General features: G+C 40.0%; 21 protein-coding genes. 7 read left to right on the forward strand and 14 right to left on the reverse strand.

Annotated features, from left to right (window positions below; translation table 11 throughout):
* Window positions 1-92 precede the first annotated feature (92 nt).
* Entirely contained in the window at window positions 93-698 is a 606-nt protein-coding gene (gene plsY / locus P3J6_RS04795) for a glycerol-3-phosphate 1-O-acyltransferase PlsY (RefSeq protein ID WP_010391012.1), read from the forward strand.
* Between the two features lie 23 nt (window positions 699-721).
* On the opposite strand, the gene tsaD is transcribed toward plsY, so the two are convergent.
* From tsaD to P3J6_RS04810, 3 genes are read right to left on the reverse strand one after another with little or no spacing between them, the layout of a single operon-like run.
* Complete coding sequence (gene tsaD / locus P3J6_RS04800; RefSeq protein WP_198522355.1) at window positions 722-1,735, reverse strand: tRNA (adenosine(37)-N6)-threonylcarbamoyltransferase complex transferase subunit TsaD; 1,014 nt, start codon at window positions 1,733-1,735, stop codon at window positions 722-724.
* A gap of 44 nt (window positions 1,736-1,779) precedes the next feature.
* Window positions 1,780-2,370 (reverse strand): YjaG family protein, encoded by a 591-nt coding sequence (locus tag P3J6_RS04805; RefSeq protein ID WP_178955297.1) that lies wholly within the window; start codon window positions 2,368-2,370, stop codon window positions 1,780-1,782.
* On the reverse strand, window positions 2,354-2,716 hold the full coding sequence (locus P3J6_RS04810) for a putative signal transducing protein (RefSeq protein ID WP_010391010.1): 363 nt from the start codon (window positions 2,714-2,716) through the stop codon (window positions 2,354-2,356). The genes P3J6_RS04805 and P3J6_RS04810 overlap by 17 nt, the downstream gene beginning before the upstream one ends.
* 75 nt (window positions 2,717-2,791) lie before the next feature.
* Here P3J6_RS04810 and P3J6_RS04815 point away from each other — a divergent pair, with 75 nt between their 5' ends.
* The 3 genes from P3J6_RS04815 to P3J6_RS04825 all read left to right on the forward strand — a co-directional run bounded on the left by P3J6_RS04815 (window position 2,792) and on the right by P3J6_RS04825 (window position 5,078).
* On the forward strand, window positions 2,792-3,241 hold the full coding sequence (locus tag P3J6_RS04815) for a DUF2721 domain-containing protein (protein WP_131690620.1): 450 nt from the start codon (window positions 2,792-2,794) through the stop codon (window positions 3,239-3,241).
* A gap of 243 nt (window positions 3,242-3,484) precedes the next feature.
* The gene (locus P3J6_RS04820) at window positions 3,485-4,363 is read left to right on the forward strand and encodes a LysR family transcriptional regulator (RefSeq protein WP_198522356.1); all 879 of its coding nucleotides are present in this window, start codon (window positions 3,485-3,487) and stop codon (window positions 4,361-4,363) included.
* A gap of 94 nt (window positions 4,364-4,457) precedes the next feature.
* On the forward strand, window positions 4,458-5,078 hold the full coding sequence (locus P3J6_RS04825) for a 2OG-Fe(II) oxygenase (RefSeq protein WP_054201981.1): 621 nt from the start codon (window positions 4,458-4,460) through the stop codon (window positions 5,076-5,078).
* On the opposite strand, the gene ubiA is transcribed toward P3J6_RS04825, so the two are convergent.
* Together ubiA and P3J6_RS04835 are read right to left on the reverse strand one after the other, a co-directional pair.
* Window positions 5,075-5,953 (reverse strand): 4-hydroxybenzoate octaprenyltransferase, encoded by an 879-nt coding sequence (ubiA, locus tag P3J6_RS04830; RefSeq protein ID WP_198522357.1) that lies wholly within the window; start codon window positions 5,951-5,953, stop codon window positions 5,075-5,077. The two genes, P3J6_RS04825 and ubiA, sit on opposite strands and share 4 nt — an antisense overlap.
* Window positions 5,950-6,495 (reverse strand): chorismate--pyruvate lyase family protein, encoded by a 546-nt coding sequence (locus tag P3J6_RS04835; RefSeq protein ID WP_198522358.1) that lies wholly within the window; start codon window positions 6,493-6,495, stop codon window positions 5,950-5,952. Before P3J6_RS04835 ends, ubiA begins: the two co-directional genes overlap by 4 nt.
* Before the next feature lie 248 nt (window positions 6,496-6,743).
* Here P3J6_RS04835 and P3J6_RS04840 point away from each other — a divergent pair, with 248 nt between their 5' ends.
* Window positions 6,744-7,142 carry a flagellar basal body-associated protein FliL gene (locus P3J6_RS04840; RefSeq protein ID WP_008115596.1) on the forward strand — a complete coding sequence of 133 codons (399 nt, stop codon included), beginning with the start codon at window positions 6,744-6,746 and terminating at the stop codon, window positions 7,140-7,142.
* Here P3J6_RS04840 and glpG read toward each other — a convergent pair.
* From glpG to P3J6_RS04870, 6 genes are all read right to left on the reverse strand, one after another.
* Window positions 7,139-7,960 (reverse strand): rhomboid family intramembrane serine protease GlpG, encoded by an 822-nt coding sequence (gene glpG, locus P3J6_RS04845; RefSeq protein ID WP_198522359.1) that lies wholly within the window; start codon window positions 7,958-7,960, stop codon window positions 7,139-7,141. The genes P3J6_RS04840 and glpG overlap by 4 nt on opposite strands.
* Complete coding sequence (glpE, locus tag P3J6_RS04850; RefSeq protein WP_010390998.1) at window positions 7,957-8,274, reverse strand: thiosulfate sulfurtransferase GlpE; 318 nt, start codon at window positions 8,272-8,274, stop codon at window positions 7,957-7,959. The genes glpG and glpE overlap by 4 nt, the downstream gene beginning before the upstream one ends.
* A 65-nt stretch (window positions 8,275-8,339) precedes the next feature.
* A complete protein-coding gene (gene tdh, locus P3J6_RS04855) occupies window positions 8,340-9,365 on the reverse strand; it encodes an L-threonine 3-dehydrogenase (protein WP_178955289.1) in 1,026 nt (341 codons plus the stop codon).
* A gap of 52 nt (window positions 9,366-9,417) precedes the next feature.
* Window positions 9,418-10,614: a glycine C-acetyltransferase gene (locus tag P3J6_RS04860; protein WP_178955287.1), complete on the reverse strand. Its 1,197-nt coding sequence runs from the start codon at window positions 10,612-10,614 to the stop codon at window positions 9,418-9,420.
* A 163-nt stretch (window positions 10,615-10,777) separates the two neighbouring features.
* Window positions 10,778-11,347 (reverse strand): D-glycero-beta-D-manno-heptose 1,7-bisphosphate 7-phosphatase, encoded by a 570-nt coding sequence (gmhB, locus tag P3J6_RS04865; RefSeq protein WP_198522360.1) that lies wholly within the window; start codon window positions 11,345-11,347, stop codon window positions 10,778-10,780.
* Window positions 11,344-12,405, reverse strand: coding sequence for a glycosyltransferase family 9 protein (locus tag P3J6_RS04870; RefSeq protein ID WP_198522361.1), 1,062 nt, complete (start codon window positions 12,403-12,405; stop codon window positions 11,344-11,346). The genes gmhB and P3J6_RS04870 overlap by 4 nt, the downstream gene beginning before the upstream one ends.
* Window positions 12,406-12,528: 123 nt before the next feature.
* Here P3J6_RS04870 and P3J6_RS04875 point away from each other — a divergent pair, with 123 nt between their 5' ends.
* On the forward strand, window positions 12,529-13,251 hold the full coding sequence (locus P3J6_RS04875) for a 3-deoxy-D-manno-octulosonic acid kinase (protein ID WP_198522362.1): 723 nt from the start codon (window positions 12,529-12,531) through the stop codon (window positions 13,249-13,251).
* A 43-nt stretch (window positions 13,252-13,294) separates the two neighbouring features.
* Here the strand turns inward: P3J6_RS04875 and P3J6_RS04880 are convergent, their stop codons facing one another.
* Window positions 13,295-14,368, reverse strand: coding sequence for a glycosyltransferase family 1 protein (locus P3J6_RS04880; RefSeq protein WP_198522363.1), 1,074 nt, complete (start codon window positions 14,366-14,368; stop codon window positions 13,295-13,297).
* 190 nt (window positions 14,369-14,558) lie between these two features.
* Between P3J6_RS04880 and P3J6_RS04885 the strand changes: the two genes are divergently transcribed.
* On the forward strand, window positions 14,559-16,106 hold the full coding sequence (locus tag P3J6_RS04885) for a capsule assembly Wzi family protein (RefSeq protein WP_198522364.1): 1,548 nt from the start codon (window positions 14,559-14,561) through the stop codon (window positions 16,104-16,106).
* Between the two features lie 63 nt (window positions 16,107-16,169).
* Here P3J6_RS04885 and hldE read toward each other — a convergent pair whose 3' ends face one another.
* Window positions 16,170-17,609 carry a bifunctional D-glycero-beta-D-manno-heptose-7-phosphate kinase/D-glycero-beta-D-manno-heptose 1-phosphate adenylyltransferase HldE gene (hldE, locus tag P3J6_RS04890; RefSeq protein ID WP_198522365.1) on the reverse strand — a complete coding sequence of 480 codons (1,440 nt, stop codon included), beginning with the start codon at window positions 17,607-17,609 and terminating at the stop codon, window positions 16,170-16,172.
* Window positions 17,609-18,199 (reverse strand): D-sedoheptulose-7-phosphate isomerase, encoded by a 591-nt coding sequence (locus P3J6_RS04895; protein ID WP_198522366.1) that lies wholly within the window; start codon window positions 18,197-18,199, stop codon window positions 17,609-17,611. Before P3J6_RS04895 ends, hldE begins: the two co-directional genes overlap by 1 nt.
* Window positions 18,200-18,409 lie beyond the last annotated feature (210 nt).

The following is an 18,409-nucleotide window of genomic DNA, read 5'->3' on the forward strand; positions in this document are numbered from 1 at the left end:
GAATAATTACAAAATTGCGAGTAATTTAAGAAACCCGTAAATTTTGACGCCAATAATAGCTTAAAAGTAATGATTAAAAAATAAGGAAGCGCGTGTTAGTCATTTTAATGTTTGTATTAGCCTATTTGCTCGGCTCGATTTCATCGGCCATTTTAGTGTCGCGGCTATTCAAACTTCCCGATCCACGCACAAATGGCTCCAATAACCCAGGAGCAACCAATGTCTACCGTTTAGGCGGCGCTCTCCCCGCATGCTTAGTTTTAATATTTGATATTTTAAAGGGCACTATCCCTGTTTGGGGCGCTTACTTTTTAAAACTTGAGCCGCTAGAGCTTGGTTTAATTGCGGTTGCAGCATGTTTAGGGCACATGTACCCATTATTTTTTAGTTTTAAAGGGGGTAAAGCGGTCGCAACAGCATTTGGCTCGTTACTGCCGATAGGACTCTCTTTAGGTGGGTTATTGATTGGTACTTGGCTGATTATTGTCGCGATTACCCGCTACTCATCCCTTGCAGCGTTAGTAGCTGTAACGCTAGCACCTTTATATACATGGTGGATAAAGCCGTTATATACCTTACCCGTGACCTTTATTACGCTACTGATCATTATTAGGCATCGCACTAATATTGTGCGTTTATTTAAGGGTGAAGAACCAAAAGTAGGGACTAAACAAGCCCCTACAAATGATAAGAAGTAATAACTAACCTAGGTTCTGGTTAACTATATTGCTTTTAGGCTATCAATTGGCCAGCGCGGTTTAGTTTTCATATCAAGCGAAGCAAACTGTCCCGCTTTTAAACGCTGCATACCAGCATAAGCAATCATTGCGCCATTGTCGGTACAAAACTCAGTGCGTGGGTAATACACTTCGCCCCTCATACCTTGCATCACACGCTCTAGTTGCAAACGCAGTTGCGTATTAGCACTTACACCACCGGCTATGACTAAACGTTTAATACCTGTTTGCTTTAGTGCACGCTTACACTTAATCACTAAAGTATCTATAACGGCTGTTTGAAATGCATGGGCAATATCTGCTTTAGTTTGCTCGTCGCTATCATTTTCACGAATAGCAATCGAAGCGGCGGTTTTTAGGCCACTAAAGCTAAAATCAAGACCTGGCTTATCTGTCATTGGGCGCGGAAAAATAAACCGTTTGGCAACGCCTTGCTCAGCCATTTTAGCTAAACGAGGACCGCCAGGGTAATCAAGCCCAAGTAATTTAGCTGTTTTATCAAATGCTTCACCTGCAGCGTCATCTACCGACTCACCCAATACTTCGTATTGGCCAATACCCGCGACCTTTACCATCATGGTATGACCGCCAGATACGAGTAAAGCTATAAATGGAAATTCGGGAACGTTTTCCTCAAGCATTGGCGCTAATAAATGCCCTTCCATATGGTGCACTGCTACAGCTGGAATGTCCCAACCATACGCTAAAGAGCGACCAATTGAGGTACCTACTAACAAAGCCCCTACTAAACCAGGTCCTGCCGTGTAGGCAATACCGTCTAAATCTTCAGGTCCACAGCCAGCTTGCGCAAATGCCGCCTCGATAAGCGGCAATGTTTTACGTACATGATCGCGAGATGCAAGCTCAGGTACCACACCACCGTAATCAGCATGTACTTTTACTTGGCTATATAATTGATGAGCCAGTAGCCCTTTTTCATCATCATAAATAGCAATACCAGTTTCATCGCATGATGATTCAATGCCTAAAATTCGCATTGTTAATTCTCCTGCCACCTAACAAGGTGTTTAAAACAAATAACTTAAAGTGCTAAACCGATGTTAGTTTGGCCATCAGCAAGGACATGCTTTTTCAATGCTTTTACATTTTCAGCAGTAATACGCCCCATAGCTTCTACAAAATCAATTAGTTCACTTAATACCTCTATTTCGTATTGCATTAGTGGGTGTTCACGCACTGCTTTGTTATCAGCAACATCCCCTTCAACCGTCATTTGATACTCAATAAAGCGAGCCACAGTTGCCTGCGATATTTTACTCACATTAACAAATTCTTGCTCGTCTTGTGCTAAAAGGCCATGCATTAAGCTCAATAATGAGGTGGCAGCGTCAATCGCAGGGTAAGTGCCAAACATATCAAAATCAGCAAGTTCAGGTACATTAGGCTCAATTTTTTCGACTTGCTTTTCTAAGTCAATTTTACTTTTAGGAAGCAGTATCTTTTCCCAACATACATTTAAAGCATTACGTAAAATAACCTCATCGCCAAAACCGGTAGCCTCACTAAACAGTCCATAATTAGGCAACATACGCTCTATTAACGCACTGGCCAATACCGCTTTTTGCAGGTAATTTAACTCTCTAATACGCTGAAAATTATTCGCTTTTGTCATTCTTTAAAGTCCCACATGACCAACAAAAATCAAATGTTGATCCATTATGCTCATTACAGTTAGGGCACACCCAATCTGGAGCGGATTGTTTTACTTGCTGATAGTTTACCAATATTTCGCGTGCATGGCGCTCTTTTATCGCATAAACCTGCACACTTACTTGTGTTTGCTCAAACGGGATCTCGCCCATTGCACCTTGCAGCATTTCACCTTTAATTTGACACTCAATTCCCGCATTAAGAATCAATCCTTTTATAATATTGGCCTCTAAACTATTTTCTGCGTTATAAAGCGTAACCCAATCAAATGATGTTATATTTGAATCGCTATTATTAATATTTTGCAATATCCACCTCATTTACTTTATGTGTACAATTTGCCTGCGTAACCTAAAGCAAATAATATGATTTAAGGACACATTATGACGCTAACTACTCCAGGTTTACTTTTTCCAGCAATCTCGTTGTTGTTACTCGCCTATACAAACCGATTTTTAGTGCTAGCGCAACTAATACGAGAACTGAATGCGCGTGAAGGAGAATCTATTCGTCCTGTTGTGGTGGCGCAAATAACCAACCTTAGAAAGCGAATAAAATTAATAAGAACCATGCAAGTATACGGAGTCGCTGCTTTTTTATTATGTACGCTATCTATGTTCGCATTATTTATAGAATTTAATACCACGGGCATTATTTTATTTGGTGTCAGTTTAAGTTGCTTAAGCCTATCTTTGCTTACCTCCTTATTTGAAATTCACATTTCTTGTGATGCCATAGAAATTGAATTGCAAAACATCGAAAATAAGCCTTTAAGCAACAGAGTGAGTAAAAATTTTATTGAGCCTAACTCTAAAAGCAAAAACAGCAATTAACAAACCGAAATTCTATGAAAACGGTTATAAAATTGCACAAATTAGGCTAATGATAAAACCCAACAGTTACTTAACATTACCCAAAGGTATAACAACTTTTAGCAACTATTCTCTTTAAATAAGGCAAAAAGAAAGTTAATCTAATGAGGTGGTTAAAAACATTACTTCAACTGAACTATAGGGATATAAAGTCAGTATTTAATCTGTAATTCCCCTAGCTTACCTATAAAAAAGGACTATATAGTGAGATTTGAACAATTAGAACAGTTTGTAGCGCTTGGCCTACTTCGTCATTTTAGGCAAGCTGCAGAACAAACCCAAATTAGCACATCTGCGTTAACTCGTAGTATTCAAACTCTTGAAACAGAACTTGGCTATGAGCTTGTTACTCGCTCTACTCGCTCAGTTAAATTAACTCAAGCGGGGGAGCTTTTCCTCGACTTTGCTAAAAATACCCTCAATGAGTTAGAGCAAATAAAACACCGCGCTTTTCAATCGATTAATGGCACTGAAGAGAAAAAACTGGTCATTGGTTACACCACAACAACCAGCAGCATAGTGCCAATTACCTGCGGTGAGTTTTTAAGTCAGTACCCTCATATTAAAATTGAGATGCAGCTGCAAAACAAAACTGAGCTTCATAGAAAGTTACTTCAAGGGGAAATTGACATTAGTGTATGCTCGCAAATAGTCAATAGCATTGGTAGCGACATACAATTACCTGATCAGCTTATTTTGTTTTGCTCAAAACAACACCCATTAGCAAATAAAAGCGATATTAGTAAAAAAGAGCTCGAAAGTTATCCAATGTTCAGTTGTTTTTCACAGTCAAAACAAGTGCAATCAATGCTTAATGAAGTGATTGATTCATTAAATAAAGTTTCAACAATTAAAGTGGGCAGTATTGAGCAGGTCATGGCTGGACTTGAAAAATCAGACCATTTTGCCATTGCCGGTATTGAACACACTAGCTCTGTGGCAGAAAACCATAACTTGATTCAACTTAAAACTAATAACGATATTAGCCATGAGAAACTTATTGTGCAAACCAGCCAACAAATAGAAGCAGGTGAGCATGTTGACCACTTACTCTCGCTAATAAATAAAGTCTCAAAAGCATAACATTACACCATGCGCTTTGGTGAACGCGATAAATTTGTAGCTTTAAAGTTTTTTTACATTAAACTAACGCTCCCTACTATTATGACTAGCGTTAATGAACAACTTTACAGCTTCTGGAATTTATCTAGAGCAGATTGAAACGCATGGTTATGCCATTATTGAAAACGCCATTGATAGTGACCTAATCTTTGATTTAATGGCAGATTGCTACAGAATAAATCCCCACTTTAGCCTTGCTGGTATTGGTCGATTAAATAACTTGCAAATTGATAATACAGTTCGTAAAGACAAAACCTATTGGTTTGATGGCAGTTCAAATGCACAACTTGGCTACCAGCAAGTAATGGAAGCAGTTCGTAATACGCTTAATCGAACTTTCTTTATGGGTTTGTTTGATTATGAATGTCACTATGCAAAATATACGCAAGGTGATTTTTATAAAAAACATGTAGATGCATTTAAAGGTCGTTCAAACCGTGTTTTTACTACCGTATTATATTTGAACTCTCCAGAGGAAGGTGGAGAGCTAGTTATTTACAAGCCTAAAAGTAAAGACATAGAAATAGTAATAAAACCCACGGCAGGCACTTTGGTATTATTTGAAAGCGAACGCTTTGTACATGAAGTACTTCCTGCTGTTGATAACCGCTATTCGATTGCTGGTTGGTTCAGAAAAAACGCGTCAATTAGTGGCATTATCGACCCACCCCGTTAAGCAAAAACGGGGTAAGAAAATAATAAACCAATAAAAATAGCCAGTCCTACGTAATGGTTATTTAAAAATGCTTTAAAGCAATTATCTCGCTGGCGTAAATGAATCAAACGCTGTTGATACACAAGTAACATTGCTGCAATAGCTAATCCCAACCAAAAACTAAATCCTATTTGATTCATCAATCCAATTAAAACCATCAGCGCAAAAAAGCTAAAGTTAAGTAGCGCTATAATATGGCGGTCATAACTGGCGAATAAAATAGCGGTTGATTTTACTCCTATTTTTAAATCATCGTCTCTATCAACCATTGCGTACATAGTGTCGTAAGCCACCGTCCAGCAAATATTGGCAATAAATAGCAACCATGCCTGCACGGGTAGAGAGTTTATTGATGCCATAAAAGCCATAGGGATTGCCCAACCAAAAGCCGCGCCCAATACAACTTGAGGAAGTTGTGTGTAACGTTTCATAAAGGGATAACAAAACGCTAATCCAAGTGCACCAAACGATAACAAAATAGTATTGGTATTAAGCAGTAATACTAATATAAAAGCGATGACAACGAGTAATAAAAACAAACTAATGGCTTCGCCACTACTTACCGCTCCGGTCGCTAGCGGCCGCTGACAAGTACGCTTTACTGAGCCATCAATTTTTCTATCTGCAAAGTCATTGATAACGCACCCTGCGCTACGCATAACTATTACCCCAAGGGTGAACACAATAAAATTTGTTAAGCTAGGCAAGCCATCATTCGCTATCCACAGTGCCCAATAAGTTGGCCAAAGTAGCAATAAGGTGCCTATGGGCTTATCAATTCGCATTAACTGGATGTAATAGGGAATATGATTAACAGACAAAGCGGCTAGTTTCATGAGTATAAGTAAGCTCCTGGTAAAAAAACCTCACAGACCAAAAATTGATAGTTATGTAAAGAAAATACGCTGCGTCTGCCCAGTAAAGAGCGATTCGGTAAATTAAGTTCGCTCACCAGTGATTGAAATGAGTGGCTATCATCAAAGCGCGCAATTTCAATATCGGTACGTTTTAACGCAGGATCTTGAAAGATTACATCACCTAACGGGCGTTCTCCCATATTGTGCAGCTGATTGTTTGTATTGTTACTTGTTACTGGCAACCAACTTTGAGCATAAACAATCGGTTGTTCATCACACAACAGTAACACTTCACGGTTAAGTACTGTACTTACCTGCTCACTTAATAGCGTTTGCTGTGATTGCGAAAGGTCTACTTTTTGCTCACTCAACACTTTTACAGCAAAACGCTGAGACTGACTTTTTAATTTAGCCGTTAAAGAATGGGGTTCAAATAACCACTCTTTCTCAGCGTTAGATAAGCCAGTTACTTGAGCGGTACTCTGCCAATCAGCAGATAAAGAAAGAGGAAAAGTAATCACAATAACTCTACTTGAAAAAAATCAGAGAGATCATAACATTGCCAACGAATTTGAAAAAGCGCGATTTACTCAATACCAAGCACATCCTGTGTCATAAAAAGCTAATCAGCATTTGACTCTCGCTATTGCCTATCCCAAACTTGAATCCAGAGTACTTTTACAAACACAACAAATAACAGCATCTTGCTGTATCTTATTTACTAATAAGTATAAACTATTTGTAACCAGTTTACGGAAACGCTTTTGAAATGAAAAAAACAGTATTTACAGGCCTTTTTATTCTTTTAGTCAGCCTAACTAGCTTATCAGCACGTGCTGAGTCTACTGTGGGTTATTTTGGGTTTGAGCCAGACATTATTACCAATTACATTGGTCCATCAAGTAAAAAAATGGGTTACGTTCGCGTCACGGTAGATTTAATGCTAAACAAAACATCCGATATTGCCATTGTAGAACACCACACCCCGCTGTTACGTGATGCGCTAGTAGAGATATTATCAAAAGAGCCTGAAAACAAAATAAAGTCTTTAACAGGGCGTGAGCAAATTCGCCTTAAAAGCGCAGAAAAACTAAAAAGCTTACTTAAGGAAGAAACAGGCCAAGAAATAATCCGAGACCTGTTATTTACTAAATATTTATATCATTAGGCGCTTTTTGTTTTAAAAAGCTGAGCGGTATAGGCAAAAGCCATACCGCTAACAAGCCCACCTAAGTGTGCCCAATTAGCCATTCCAACAAATAATACATCTGCAAAACCAAGTACTAACCATACCAGCATAAAACCAACAATTGCGGTTGTAACCAGTGCAGGCTGTTTAGGATTAAGTGCGCTGTAAATCCAACAAAAGCCTAACAACCCATATACAACACCGCTAAGCCCACCAAAGTTAGGACCGACCATTAAGTACTGTGCCCAATTACTTATTAAAGCAGTAACTAAAAACAGCCCGATTAAACTCGACTTACCACATTGCTTTTCAATGTTGTCACCCAGTGATACCCACCAGATTAAGTTAAACACAATATGCATAGCGCTAAAATGCACAACAGCAGGTGTTAACCAGGTAAGTGGTGACGCAGGATTGAACTGCAACGCCATATAAATAGGCTCAAACGCACCAAATAAAAAGGCAATATAAACAACAATGCTGAGAATACTAACACCTTGATTAAGCCAGCTTAAGGCTTTAAAACGAGCGACTAAATTAAGTGACTGCCCTTGATACTTTAACGGTGACTGCGTAGTACCTACTTGCCATGATGCTTGTTGGTAACGCTCATGATTAGGGTTTTTAGCAAATTCGTTCCATAAAGGCTGCACTGCATGGAAGTCTTCAGCTGCCACACTAATAACAAGCGTATGGCCATCCTCAGTACGAATTTGCCCTGTAAGCCCTTGGCTTTTTAGGTAATCTATAAAGCCCTGTGCAGCACGGGGGTTAGTTAGACTGCCTAGCTCTATCATCGTGCTACTTTATCCTTGTAAGCGGCTTCCCACGCAGTAAAACCGCCATCCATGCTGTAAACATCTTCAAAGCCTTGCTCTACTAAGTAACTTGCTGCACCCTGTGAGCTCATGCCGTGATAACAAACAATAATAATCGGCTGGTCAAACTCTTTTTCCATCATAAATTGGGCGATATTTGCATTTGAAAGCGCTTCAGAGCCAGGAATGTGTCCTGTCTGATACGAATTAGGATCGCGAATATCAGCAATCACCACATCTTCTTTGTCTAGTAGTTCGAGGGTTTGTGCGATTGATATATGTTTAAATGCCATAGTGCTCTCTTATAATTACAAAAAAGGCGACAAATGCCGCCTTTAATTCTCTTAACAGGGGATAATTAATCCCAGTTAAGAATTACTTTACCCGATTGGCCTGAAATCATCATATCAAAGCCAGCTTGGAAGTCATCAATTGAATACTGATGAGTAATGATTGGTTTTAAATCAAGCCCTGATTGAATCAAGCTAGCCATTTTGTACCAAGTTTCAAACATCTCACGACCGTAAATACCTTTGATCACTAAGCCTTTAAAAATTACTTGATTCCAATCGACCGCCATATCTGAAGGTGGAATACCTAACATGGCAATTTTGCCGCCATGATTCATGTTATTTAGCATGGCATTAAATGCACTCGGAACACCTGACATCTCTAAGCCAATATCAAAGCCTTCGGTCATACCTAGATCTTTAGCTACATCTTCAAGCTTTTCATTTGCAACGTTTACAGCACGCGTTGCGCCCATTTTACGCGCTAAGTCTAGGCGGTATTCATTTACGTCGGTGATAACCACATAACGTGCACCTACATGTTTAGCTACAGCTGCAGCCATAATACCAATAGGGCCTGCACCAGTGATTAATACATCTTCACCCACTAAATCAAACGATAAAGCGGTATGTACTGCATTACCAAACGGGTCAAAAATAGAGGCCAGTTCATCGCTAATATTATCTGGGATTTTAAACGCATTAAATGCTGGGATCACTAGGTACTCAGCAAATGCACCTTCGCGGTTAACGCCCACACCGGTTGTATTTCGGCATAAATGAACGCGTCCAGCACGACAGTTACGACAATGACCACAGGTTATATGACCTTCACCTGATACACGGTCGCCAACTTCGAAACCGCGAACTTCTTGGCCCATGTCAATTACTTCACCCACATATTCGTGGCCAACCACCATAGGCGTAGGAATGGTGTTTTGTGCCCACTCATCCCACTTATAAATGTGAACATCGGTGCCACAAATAGCCGTTTTACGTATCTTAATTAACAGATCGTTATGGCCTACTTCAGGCTTTGGCGCATCTGTCATCCAAATGCCCGGTTCTGCTTTTAACTTTGATAATGCTTTCATAATCCACACTCAATTAAAAAATCGCGACTATAACCGCGATTTAACAAGAAAATTAAATAACACCAATCTCTTTACCAATACGGGTAAATGCTGCAATGGCTGTATCAAGCTGTTCCTTGCTGTGCGCTGCAGAAATTTGGGTACGAATACGCGCCTGACCTTTTGGTACAACAGGGAATGAGAACCCAGTTACATAAATCCCTTCGGCCAAAAGCTTATCAGCCATAAGTGACGCTACTTTGGCATCTCCTAGCATCACTGGAATAATCGCATGATCTTTACCTGCACAGGTAAAACCTGCCGTTTCCATTTGCTCGCGGAAGTATTTAGCGTTTGACCATAGCTTAGCGCGAAGCTCACCGCCATTTTCAAGCATTTCTAGTACTTTGATTGACGCTGTTACAATTGAAGGCGCTAATGAATTTGAGAATAAGTAAGGACGAGAACGCTGACGAAGCCACTCAACAATTTCTTTTTTACCTGAGGTATAACCACCAGAAGCTCCACCAAGCGCTTTACCTAAGGTGCCAGTAATAATATCGACACGGTCGAGTACATTACAGTACTCAGGTGTACCTTTACCGTTTTCGCCAACAAAACCAACGGCATGTGAGTCATCAACCATAACGAGTGCGTCGTATTTGTCGGCTAAATCACACACTGCTTCTAAATTACAAATAACGCCATCCATTGAGAACACGCCATCAGTAGCAATTAGTTTAGTTTTAGCACCGGCTTCATCGGCTGCAATTAATTGCTTTTCTAAATCTGCCATATCGTTATTTGCATAACGGAAACGCTTTGCTTTACATAAACGAACACCATCAATAATAGAAGCATGGTTTAATGAATCAGAAATAATCGCATCGTCTGCACCTAAAATAGTTTCAAACAAGCCTGTATTCGCATCAAAACATGATGAATACAAAATGGTGTCTTCAGTCTCTAAAAATTGACTGATTTTTTTCTCAAGCGTCTTATGAATATCTTGTGTGCCACAAATGAAACGCACAGATGCCACACCGAAACCATGGTCATCTAAACCTTTTTGTGCAGCTGCAATTAGCTCTGGGCTGTTAGCTAAACCTAAGTAGTTGTTAGCACAAAAATTAATAACTTTATCACCTGATGCCACTTCAATTTGAGCTTGCTGCTGTGAAGTGATAACACGTTCATTTTTGTACAAACCTTCAGCTTTAACGTCTTCGATTTGCTGTTGTAATTGGCTAAAAAAAGCAGATGCTCTCATCTGTGATCTCCATTTGGTTGAACGGGTTAAACAGCAGACGCGTTGCTGCTATTTATAATGCGGGTATTGTAAAAGTTTAAGCACCAAATTGCACTGTTTGTCATTCGTCGCAAATTAGCTAATTGGCAGGAAAAGCTGCCAGTTTACAGGCATGAGATATATATTAAATGAGATCAGCAAGCAAAACAGGAAGTTCCTTGATTGAGTCACAAACATAGTCAGCAGACTTTACGGCTTGCTCATCAACTGTTTGCCCCGAACGTACCAATACTTTAGTGCGTATATTGGCGCTTATAGCAGCTTGCATATCACCTCGTTTGTCCCCCACCATCACACTCAGTGCAGGGTCGATATGATGATCTTTCATTCCTTGAAGTAACATACCAGGCGCTGGCTTTCTGCAATCGCAATCTGTTAAATACGCTGGTAATGCATTTTCAGGATGATGAGGACAAAAATAAACATCAGTAATTTCAATTTGATGATGACTAAACTGCGCTTTCATCCATGTGTTAAGGGCAAAAAAATCGGCTTCTGAGTAATAACCTCGACCAATCCCTGATTGGTTCGTTACAACAATTATTTTGTAGCCCGCGTCATAAAATGCTTTACACGTTGAAAACACACCCTCTATAAATTCAAACTCTTCGCTTTTAAATACATAGCCATGATCAACATTTACTACACCATCACGGTCTAAAAAAAGCGCCTTATTTGTGTGTTTACCATTCATAATAACGACTCTTTTTTAACAACATGGTCAAACATTTCTTTTACTGTATCCGTAGTTATTTGACTCATTAAATCATCGCCCTTAACCCGAGTACCCCAAGGTAATTGCTCGGCGGTTTTACCTGTGTGCTCTAATAAGTTTTGGTGATAAACCTCAACCACGTAATCTTGGTATAAATAAGGCCCCGTTCGCGCTGGGTTTGAATGCGCATATAAGCCAATAACCGGTGTGCCTACAGTCACCGCCATATGAGCTGGTCCTGTGTCAGGTGCCAGTACTAAGTCTGCACGCTTAAGTACGCACAATAATTCTTTGAGTTTTGTTTTACCCACCAAGTTCAGAATGGGTGAATCAGAGTGCTTAATGATGTTATTTGCTAAATTAATTTCCAGTTCAGTCGGTCCACCAGTTAATACTATTTTAAAACCTTGCACATTGGCATAATCCGCAAGCGCGGCATAGCGTTCGGCTAACCAGTTACGCTGTGCTTTACTTGCTGCTGGCGAAATAACGAATAGCTTATGTGATAAATAATCGTCACCTAACAGCTCATCAGCTTTAGCTTGATCTTTGTCGGTGTAGGGCATATTCCAAACAGGGACATAATCATCAACACCAATCGCTTGAGCAAAGCCTTTAAACCCCTCTAAAACATGTGCCTGAGATTGGGCTTTAATGCGTTTATTAATAAATAAACTATGCAGCTCTTTTGAGCGAGCCCAGTCAAAACCAATTTTAACTTTGGCAGGAATACAGCGAGCGACAAAACCAGCTCTTAAAGCCACTTGCATATTAAGCAGTACATCAAAACACTGCCCTTTGAAGGTTTGCTTTAACTGTTTTAGTGCCGTTTTCCCTTGTTTTTTATCAAATACAACAAGCTCAACGCCAGGAAAATCTGCTAAAAGCATCGCCTCGACCTTCCCTATCACCCATGTAATTTTAGCATTTGGATGCGCTTTTTGAATTGCTTGTACTGCACTCACTGCATGGCATACATCACCAATGGCAGAAAGACGTAAAATACAAATTGATGTGTAAGTAGGCGCTGAAGTCACACGTTTCCTTGGGAGTAAAATAGTTAAACCCGATCTTAAATTATAATCGCGTCATTGCAAGTACTTATCCTTAGCCTGAAAACACGTTAATATGTGCACATATTTAAGCGAATTCTATGAGCTATGTTTAATCAACACGTCAAAAATAACCATGTCATTTTAAGCCATCCTCAATATAGCACCGAAATAGAGTTAGATTGGTTTGAGCCCAATTTCTGGCAACAACAGCAAAAAATTGTCGGCGCTAAAAAAGGACGTGCAACCGCATGGTTTTTTAAACATGCAGATTTAACAGCTGTGTTGCGCCATTATTGGCGTGGCGGCCTAATAGGAAAACTACTCAGCGATCAATATTTATACTTCGGACTTGAGCATACCCGCGTTTATCAAGAATTTAGCTTAATGACGCAATTAATAGAGTTAGACTTAAATGTACCAAAGCCTATTGCAGCTAAAGTGAGCCGACATGGCTTCATTTACCGAGGTGATATTATTACTGAAGCGGTTAGCGGCGCTAAAAGTATATTAGATATACTGATTGAACGCACATTGAGTGAAGCTGAGATAAAAAAAATAGCGCAAACTATTGCCCAATTTCATAGTAAAGGGGTTTATCACGCTGATTTAAATATTAATAATATTTTATTTGATGACTCTGGTGACGTTTACATTATCGACTTTGACCGTGGCGAAATAAAAGTTCCCCATAAAAAATGGCAACAAAGCAATATGTCTCGCTTACAGCGCTCCTTTTTAAAAGAGCAAAGCCGCAATAGTAACTTTCATTGGCAGCAAAACGATTGGCAAACATTAGGCAACCAATACAACCAAGAGCTCGAATTATAAAAAACTTGCTAAATCAATAACCTGAAAACCACACTTTTGATAACTAATGAGTATTATCAAACAACATGTTTTTCAAACCTTGTGTAATAATATCAAAACTATGGATTGTTTCTAAAGTAGAATACTTATCAATAATATATTTATAACGAGACTCTGTAAGTAACGTTTGCACTTTTTCACTTATATCAACAATATCAAGTTGTGCCTGGTAAACCACTTCTGTGCGAGTACAACGAGTGAGGCGCTCACCTTGATCTTTTGAAATAGCACACGCAATAGTGGGGGTTTGCAAGGCAATAGCTTGGAGTAAAGTATCACCCGCGCTTAATAATGCCACCTTTGCCTGACTTAGTAATGCTAAAAACTCTTCACCCTGAAGACTTGCTAAACAAGTAAGCTCATCGGTATCTGGTAATGGGCTCGTATAGTTAGGACCAAACACCACAACCCCTTTTAAACCCGTTTTTTTCGCAATAATCAGTGCTGCTTTATAATAGATATCAGCACAGCTTTGCCCATTAAGGGTATGCCCACCAGAACCTGCATTCACGATAAGAAATTCTTTTTCTTGTAAGTTATAACGTCTCAGTACATCACTTTTTTGTTGCTTGGAAGCAAAAACAGTAAATGGCCCTACATTTTTAGGGTATGCCAACGGCAGCATATTGAGCTTTAGTTTTTCATACCATGAAAGAGGGTCGATACAGTAATCAGGCTGAACCACCCAATGAGTATCAATAAGACCCGCTCTATTTAGCTTTAAGCCCTTTGCCCGTTTTTTCGCGTGCTGCGAAATAAAAACCACTTTAGCACCCACACTTCTCGCGGCCCTCATTTGTTCTGCTCGCCCTGCGCAGTCAAACAGCACCACATCTGGTTTGTATTGCTCAATAAACTGACATACACGTGTGTTTTCTTTTGTTGCCGATTGATTTAACAGTAAAGTAGGAAACGGGCAACTTTTAGCGTAAGCCGTGTGCTTATTTAAAATGAAATGAATATCTAACTGCTTGTCGTACTCTGAGGTAAGAGTATGAGCTAGCTGTAATGAGCGCATATATTCACCAATACCTTCTGGCGATGACACGGGAATAAATAAAAGTCGTTTGTTGCTCATTACTATCTCTGCTTTTCCTTTGCAGCGAGTATATCAACGCCATCTTTTTTACGATAGAGCTGCGGTGTTTTAATCTGTTCCGGAGTAATATTTTTTAGCTAATCTTTGTTTAATGAGTTGATTTAATTACTGCAATAAAGGGCGTAGATTGCTAGACTTAGCCGCAATATAAATCACAAGGATCTGAGCTTTGCGAAACAAAATTTTTATACTTTCTTCGCTTTTTTGTGCCGTAACCACAACCGTGAATGCTGAACCCTGGGTAAAGCCTGATGACTATGGTCTTAGAGCTGATATACAACAGCTTGCCGATGCTGGCATTATTTTAGCGCCAGTAACAACGTATCCATTAATGTGGAAAAGCTTTATTAATGATGTAAATAATACGACGTTAGAACAATTACCTCCTCGCCTGCAGGATGCGTTATTGCGTGTGAAACATCGTTATAAGTCAGAAAATAGTGGTTCTCATAGTGTACAACTTTCAGCTTCCGCCAACTCAGATCCATTAGCCGTTACTAGCTTTGGGGCAACAAATACTCAAGAGTCTGAATTAACAGCAGCTTATGCTTACCTAGGACATAACTTTGCGGCTAAAGTTGCGCTTAATCATCGCAGTGATGGCAAAAACTGTTTAGTCAATGGCAAAACAACTGACGATATAGCCAAAAATGAGCAAGTGCTAACAGACTGTAATGATACCTCTTTAGATGACAGCTATTTAGCTTATCGTATGGGTAATTGGATTGTAAGAGCAGGTGCCGTTGAGCAATTTTGGGGCCCAGGTGTAGATAACAGCTTAATTATGTCTGGTAATTCAAAGCCACTTCCCGCAATAAGCCTCAGTAGAGAACAAAGTAGCGCGTTCGAAACGCCTTGGCTTAGCTGGATTGGTCAGTGGAGCTTTACAGCACAAATGGCTAAGCTTGAATCAACCCGAGTTGTACCTGATGCATTATTATGGAGTACTCGTTTAAATCTTCGTCCAATTCAACAATTAGAAATTGGCTTTAGTTGGTCAGCACAATGGGCTGGCAAGGGACAACCCAGTTCAGCAGGCGACTTTTTTGATTTAATAACCGGCGGAGGTGAATGTGTTGATGGTACCAATGATTGTGATGGTGAGCTTATAACTCGCTTGGGGAATCAACTCGCGGGCTTTGATATTCGTTGGTCTGACACTTTGTTTGATCAACCTTATGCGGTATATGCAAGCACGATTGGTGAAGATACCAGTGGCGGCATTAAGCCAGTAGACAGAGGCTATCTTGGTGGAATACAAACCACGACTCGCATTTATAATCAGAATATTTTATTTAACCTAGAATACACTGATACCGGCGTAGCGTGTTCTGCCACATCAGCAACTGAAAACTGCTTCTATGAGCACAGTATTTATAATTCAGGGTATCGTTACCATGGTCGCCCTATCGGCTCTACCTATGATAATGATTCACAATCGCTAGTGTTAACCGTACTTGGGCAACTCTCGAGCGGAACTGACTGGCAAGTAAAATTACGTGATATTGACTACAACAGCGACAACCGTGACCGTTACCCAAATAACCCTGATTTAGGTAACTCGATTACCAAAACAGCATTTAGCTCTAAACAGCTTGAAGTACGTTACAGAATGCTTACCATGGGGGGACGCTTGACCCTTGGCGGACTTGCCTCTAATAACGATGGAGCAGAAAACGATACGTCTGCATTTGCAAAGTTCGAATATAACTTTTAGTTTTGCAAGCATTAAAAAAGGGGATAAACCAAAGTTTATCCCCTTTTTTATTTCACTAACTAGCTAGCTTTTTATTTTGCTAATCACTTTTGATGTAGAGCAACCATCTAAAAACTCAAGCACTTCTACTTTTCCGCCATGACGCAACACATGCTCGGCACCAGCAATTTGCTCAACGGTGTAATCACCACCTTTAACAAGAATATCTGGGCTAATTTGCTCAATTAGCTTTGCCGGTGTGTCATTTTCATCCTCACTGCCAAACGGAATAACCCAATCAACTGAGGCTAGTGCACTTAAAACCATAGCGCGCTCATCTAATGGATTAATTGGGCGCTCAGGGCCTTTTAAACGGGCAATGGATTCATCGTTATTTAAACCAACCACTAATCTATCACCACGCGCTTTAGCTTGCGCTAAATAGCGCACATGGCCTGCATGCAAAATATCAAAACAACCATTAGTAAATACAATGGTTTCACCATTTTGCTTTGCAAATTCAATATGCTGTAATACATCATCAAATGGGGTTTGATAATGCTCGCCAGTGGCTTGTAAGTATTGGCCTAACTTGCGGCTCAACTCTTCAGGGGAAACGGTAGCCGCTCCCAATTTACTTACTGCAATACCGGCTGCTAAGTTTGCAATTTCGACTGCATCTTTGGCGGTCATACCCGCACCGAGCATTACAGCAAGGGTGGCAATAACAGTATCGCCCGCACCGGTTACATCACTTACTTCGAGCTGCTGCGCTGCAAAATCATGCTTTTGCGTTGCATCAATTAATGACATACCTTGTTCTGAGCGTGTTAGTAGCATGGCGTTAATACCCGCATCACTGATCAGGGTACGCGCGCTGCTAGCAAGCAACTCTTCTGAGCCAACTTGACCACCTGCTAATTTAAACTCATTTAAATTAGGGGTTATGTAATCAGCCCCTCGGTACAACTCTAAATCAGATGATTTAGGGTCAACAAGCACGGTTTTACCTGCATCTTTAGCAACCGAAATCATTTTTTTGATTAACGCAAGTGAGCCTTTGTTGTAATCAGAAAATACAATAAAGTCGTAATCACTCAGCACCAGCTCTAATCGATTTAATAACAACTGGCTATGAGACTCATTAAAAGCCTCTTCTAAATCTAAACGCACAACTTGCTGATGACGACTGATCACCCGCATTTTAGAAATAGTGGGCAAATCACATACACTCACAAGCTGTGAATTTATTTTTTCACCTTCTAGAATGTTTTCTAAAATTTGTCCGCTTTCATCCTCGCCAATTAGGCCGAGTAAACCTACTTTGCCATCTAGACGGGCTATATTTTTAGCCACATTGGCAGCACCACCGGCTTTGTCTTCAAATTTACTAACTTTTACAACGGGTACTGGTGCCTCTGGCGAAATACGGCCAGAATCACCATACCAGTAGCGGTCGAGCATAACATCGCCAACCACTAGAATACGTGCTGCTGATAAGTTTTTTAATAGCGATAAATCCATTATTGCTGCTCCGCAACAACCATATCCATGGCTTCACACAACCAATGGCCGATAAACATGTGAGCTTCTTGAATACGGGCTGTTTCATCATTTTTAATAATAATAGGTAACTTGGCGATGTCTTTTACTTTACCTCCATCGCGACCTGTAAATGCAACAGTGAATGCTCCTATTTTATTAGCGGCTTCTAACGCTAAATTAATATTATTACTGGTGCCCGATGTAGTTAAGCCAATTACAATATCTTCAGGTTTACATAGCGCCTGAACTTGGCGTTCAAATACGGTGTCAAAATGATAGTCATTACTGTGCGCTGTTAAAATAGAGGTGTCTGTGGTTAGAGCAATAGACGCTAACGGTCCTCGCTCTAACTTATAACGTACCACAAACTCTGCAGCCAAATGCTGAGCATCAGCCGCACTGCCGCCATTACCAAACCAAACAACCTTACCACCAGCCTGTAAAGCACTATGACATGCTTCTAACAACTTCATTACCTCTTGATGATACGCCTCCATGGTTTCGAACAATACTTGGTGACGATTTAAACTTTCTAGGTAGCTAGTTGCCACTGAATCTATAATTGACATGAGATATTCCTCTTGGAACTGAAATGGCAGGAAAAATTAATTTCATTATTCCATAATTTTATAGCCAAATCACCTCTATATAACTAAATTAAAGTACGGGTAGAAAGTTATTATTCAGATAAAGAAGGGTTTTATCGTTGTTACCTTTTTCAAGTTGCTATTTTATATTTGTGTATTTAGAAAAAAACGATTTCACGCTAAACTAGCGCC

Origin of the sequence: Pseudoalteromonas sp. 3J6 (genome assembly GCF_903995135.1) — a bacterium.
GTDB lineage: Bacteria > Pseudomonadota > Gammaproteobacteria > Enterobacterales > Alteromonadaceae > Pseudoalteromonas.

Excerpts from the sequence above, each read along its gene's own strand:
- tsaD (WP_198522355.1), bottom strand. The coding sequence starts at position 1,735 with ATGCGAATTTTAGGCATTGAATCATCATGCGATGAAACTGGTATTGCT.
- P3J6_RS04805 (WP_178955297.1), bottom strand. The coding sequence starts at position 2,370 with ATGACAAAAGCGAATAATTTTCAGCGTATTAGAGAGTTAAATTACCTG.
- P3J6_RS04815 (WP_131690620.1), top strand. The coding sequence starts at position 2,792 with ATGACGCTAACTACTCCAGGTTTACTTTTTCCAGCAATCTCGTTGTTG.
- P3J6_RS04825 (WP_054201981.1), top strand. The coding sequence starts at position 4,458 with ATGAACAACTTTACAGCTTCTGGAATTTATCTAGAGCAGATTGAAACG.
- ubiA (WP_198522357.1), bottom strand. The coding sequence starts at position 5,953 with ATGAAACTAGCCGCTTTGTCTGTTAATCATATTCCCTATTACATCCAG.
- P3J6_RS04840 (WP_008115596.1), top strand. The coding sequence starts at position 6,744 with ATGAAAAAAACAGTATTTACAGGCCTTTTTATTCTTTTAGTCAGCCTA.
- glpG (WP_198522359.1), bottom strand. The coding sequence starts at position 7,960 with ATGATAGAGCTAGGCAGTCTAACTAACCCCCGTGCTGCACAGGGCTTT.
- glpE (WP_010390998.1), bottom strand. The coding sequence starts at position 8,274 with ATGGCATTTAAACATATATCAATCGCACAAACCCTCGAACTACTAGAC.
- tdh (WP_178955289.1), bottom strand. The coding sequence starts at position 9,365 with ATGAAAGCATTATCAAAGTTAAAAGCAGAACCGGGCATTTGGATGACA.
- P3J6_RS04860 (WP_178955287.1), bottom strand. The coding sequence starts at position 10,614 with ATGAGAGCATCTGCTTTTTTTAGCCAATTACAACAGCAAATCGAAGAC.
- gmhB (WP_198522360.1), bottom strand. The coding sequence starts at position 11,347 with ATGAATGGTAAACACACAAATAAGGCGCTTTTTTTAGACCGTGATGGT.
- P3J6_RS04875 (WP_198522362.1), top strand. The coding sequence starts at position 12,529 with ATGTTTAATCAACACGTCAAAAATAACCATGTCATTTTAAGCCATCCT.
- P3J6_RS04880 (WP_198522363.1), bottom strand. The coding sequence starts at position 14,368 with ATGAGCAACAAACGACTTTTATTTATTCCCGTGTCATCGCCAGAAGGT.
- hldE (WP_198522365.1), bottom strand. The coding sequence starts at position 17,609 with ATGGATTTATCGCTATTAAAAAACTTATCAGCAGCACGTATTCTAGTG.
- P3J6_RS04895 (WP_198522366.1), bottom strand. The coding sequence starts at position 18,199 with ATGTCAATTATAGATTCAGTGGCAACTAGCTACCTAGAAAGTTTAAAT.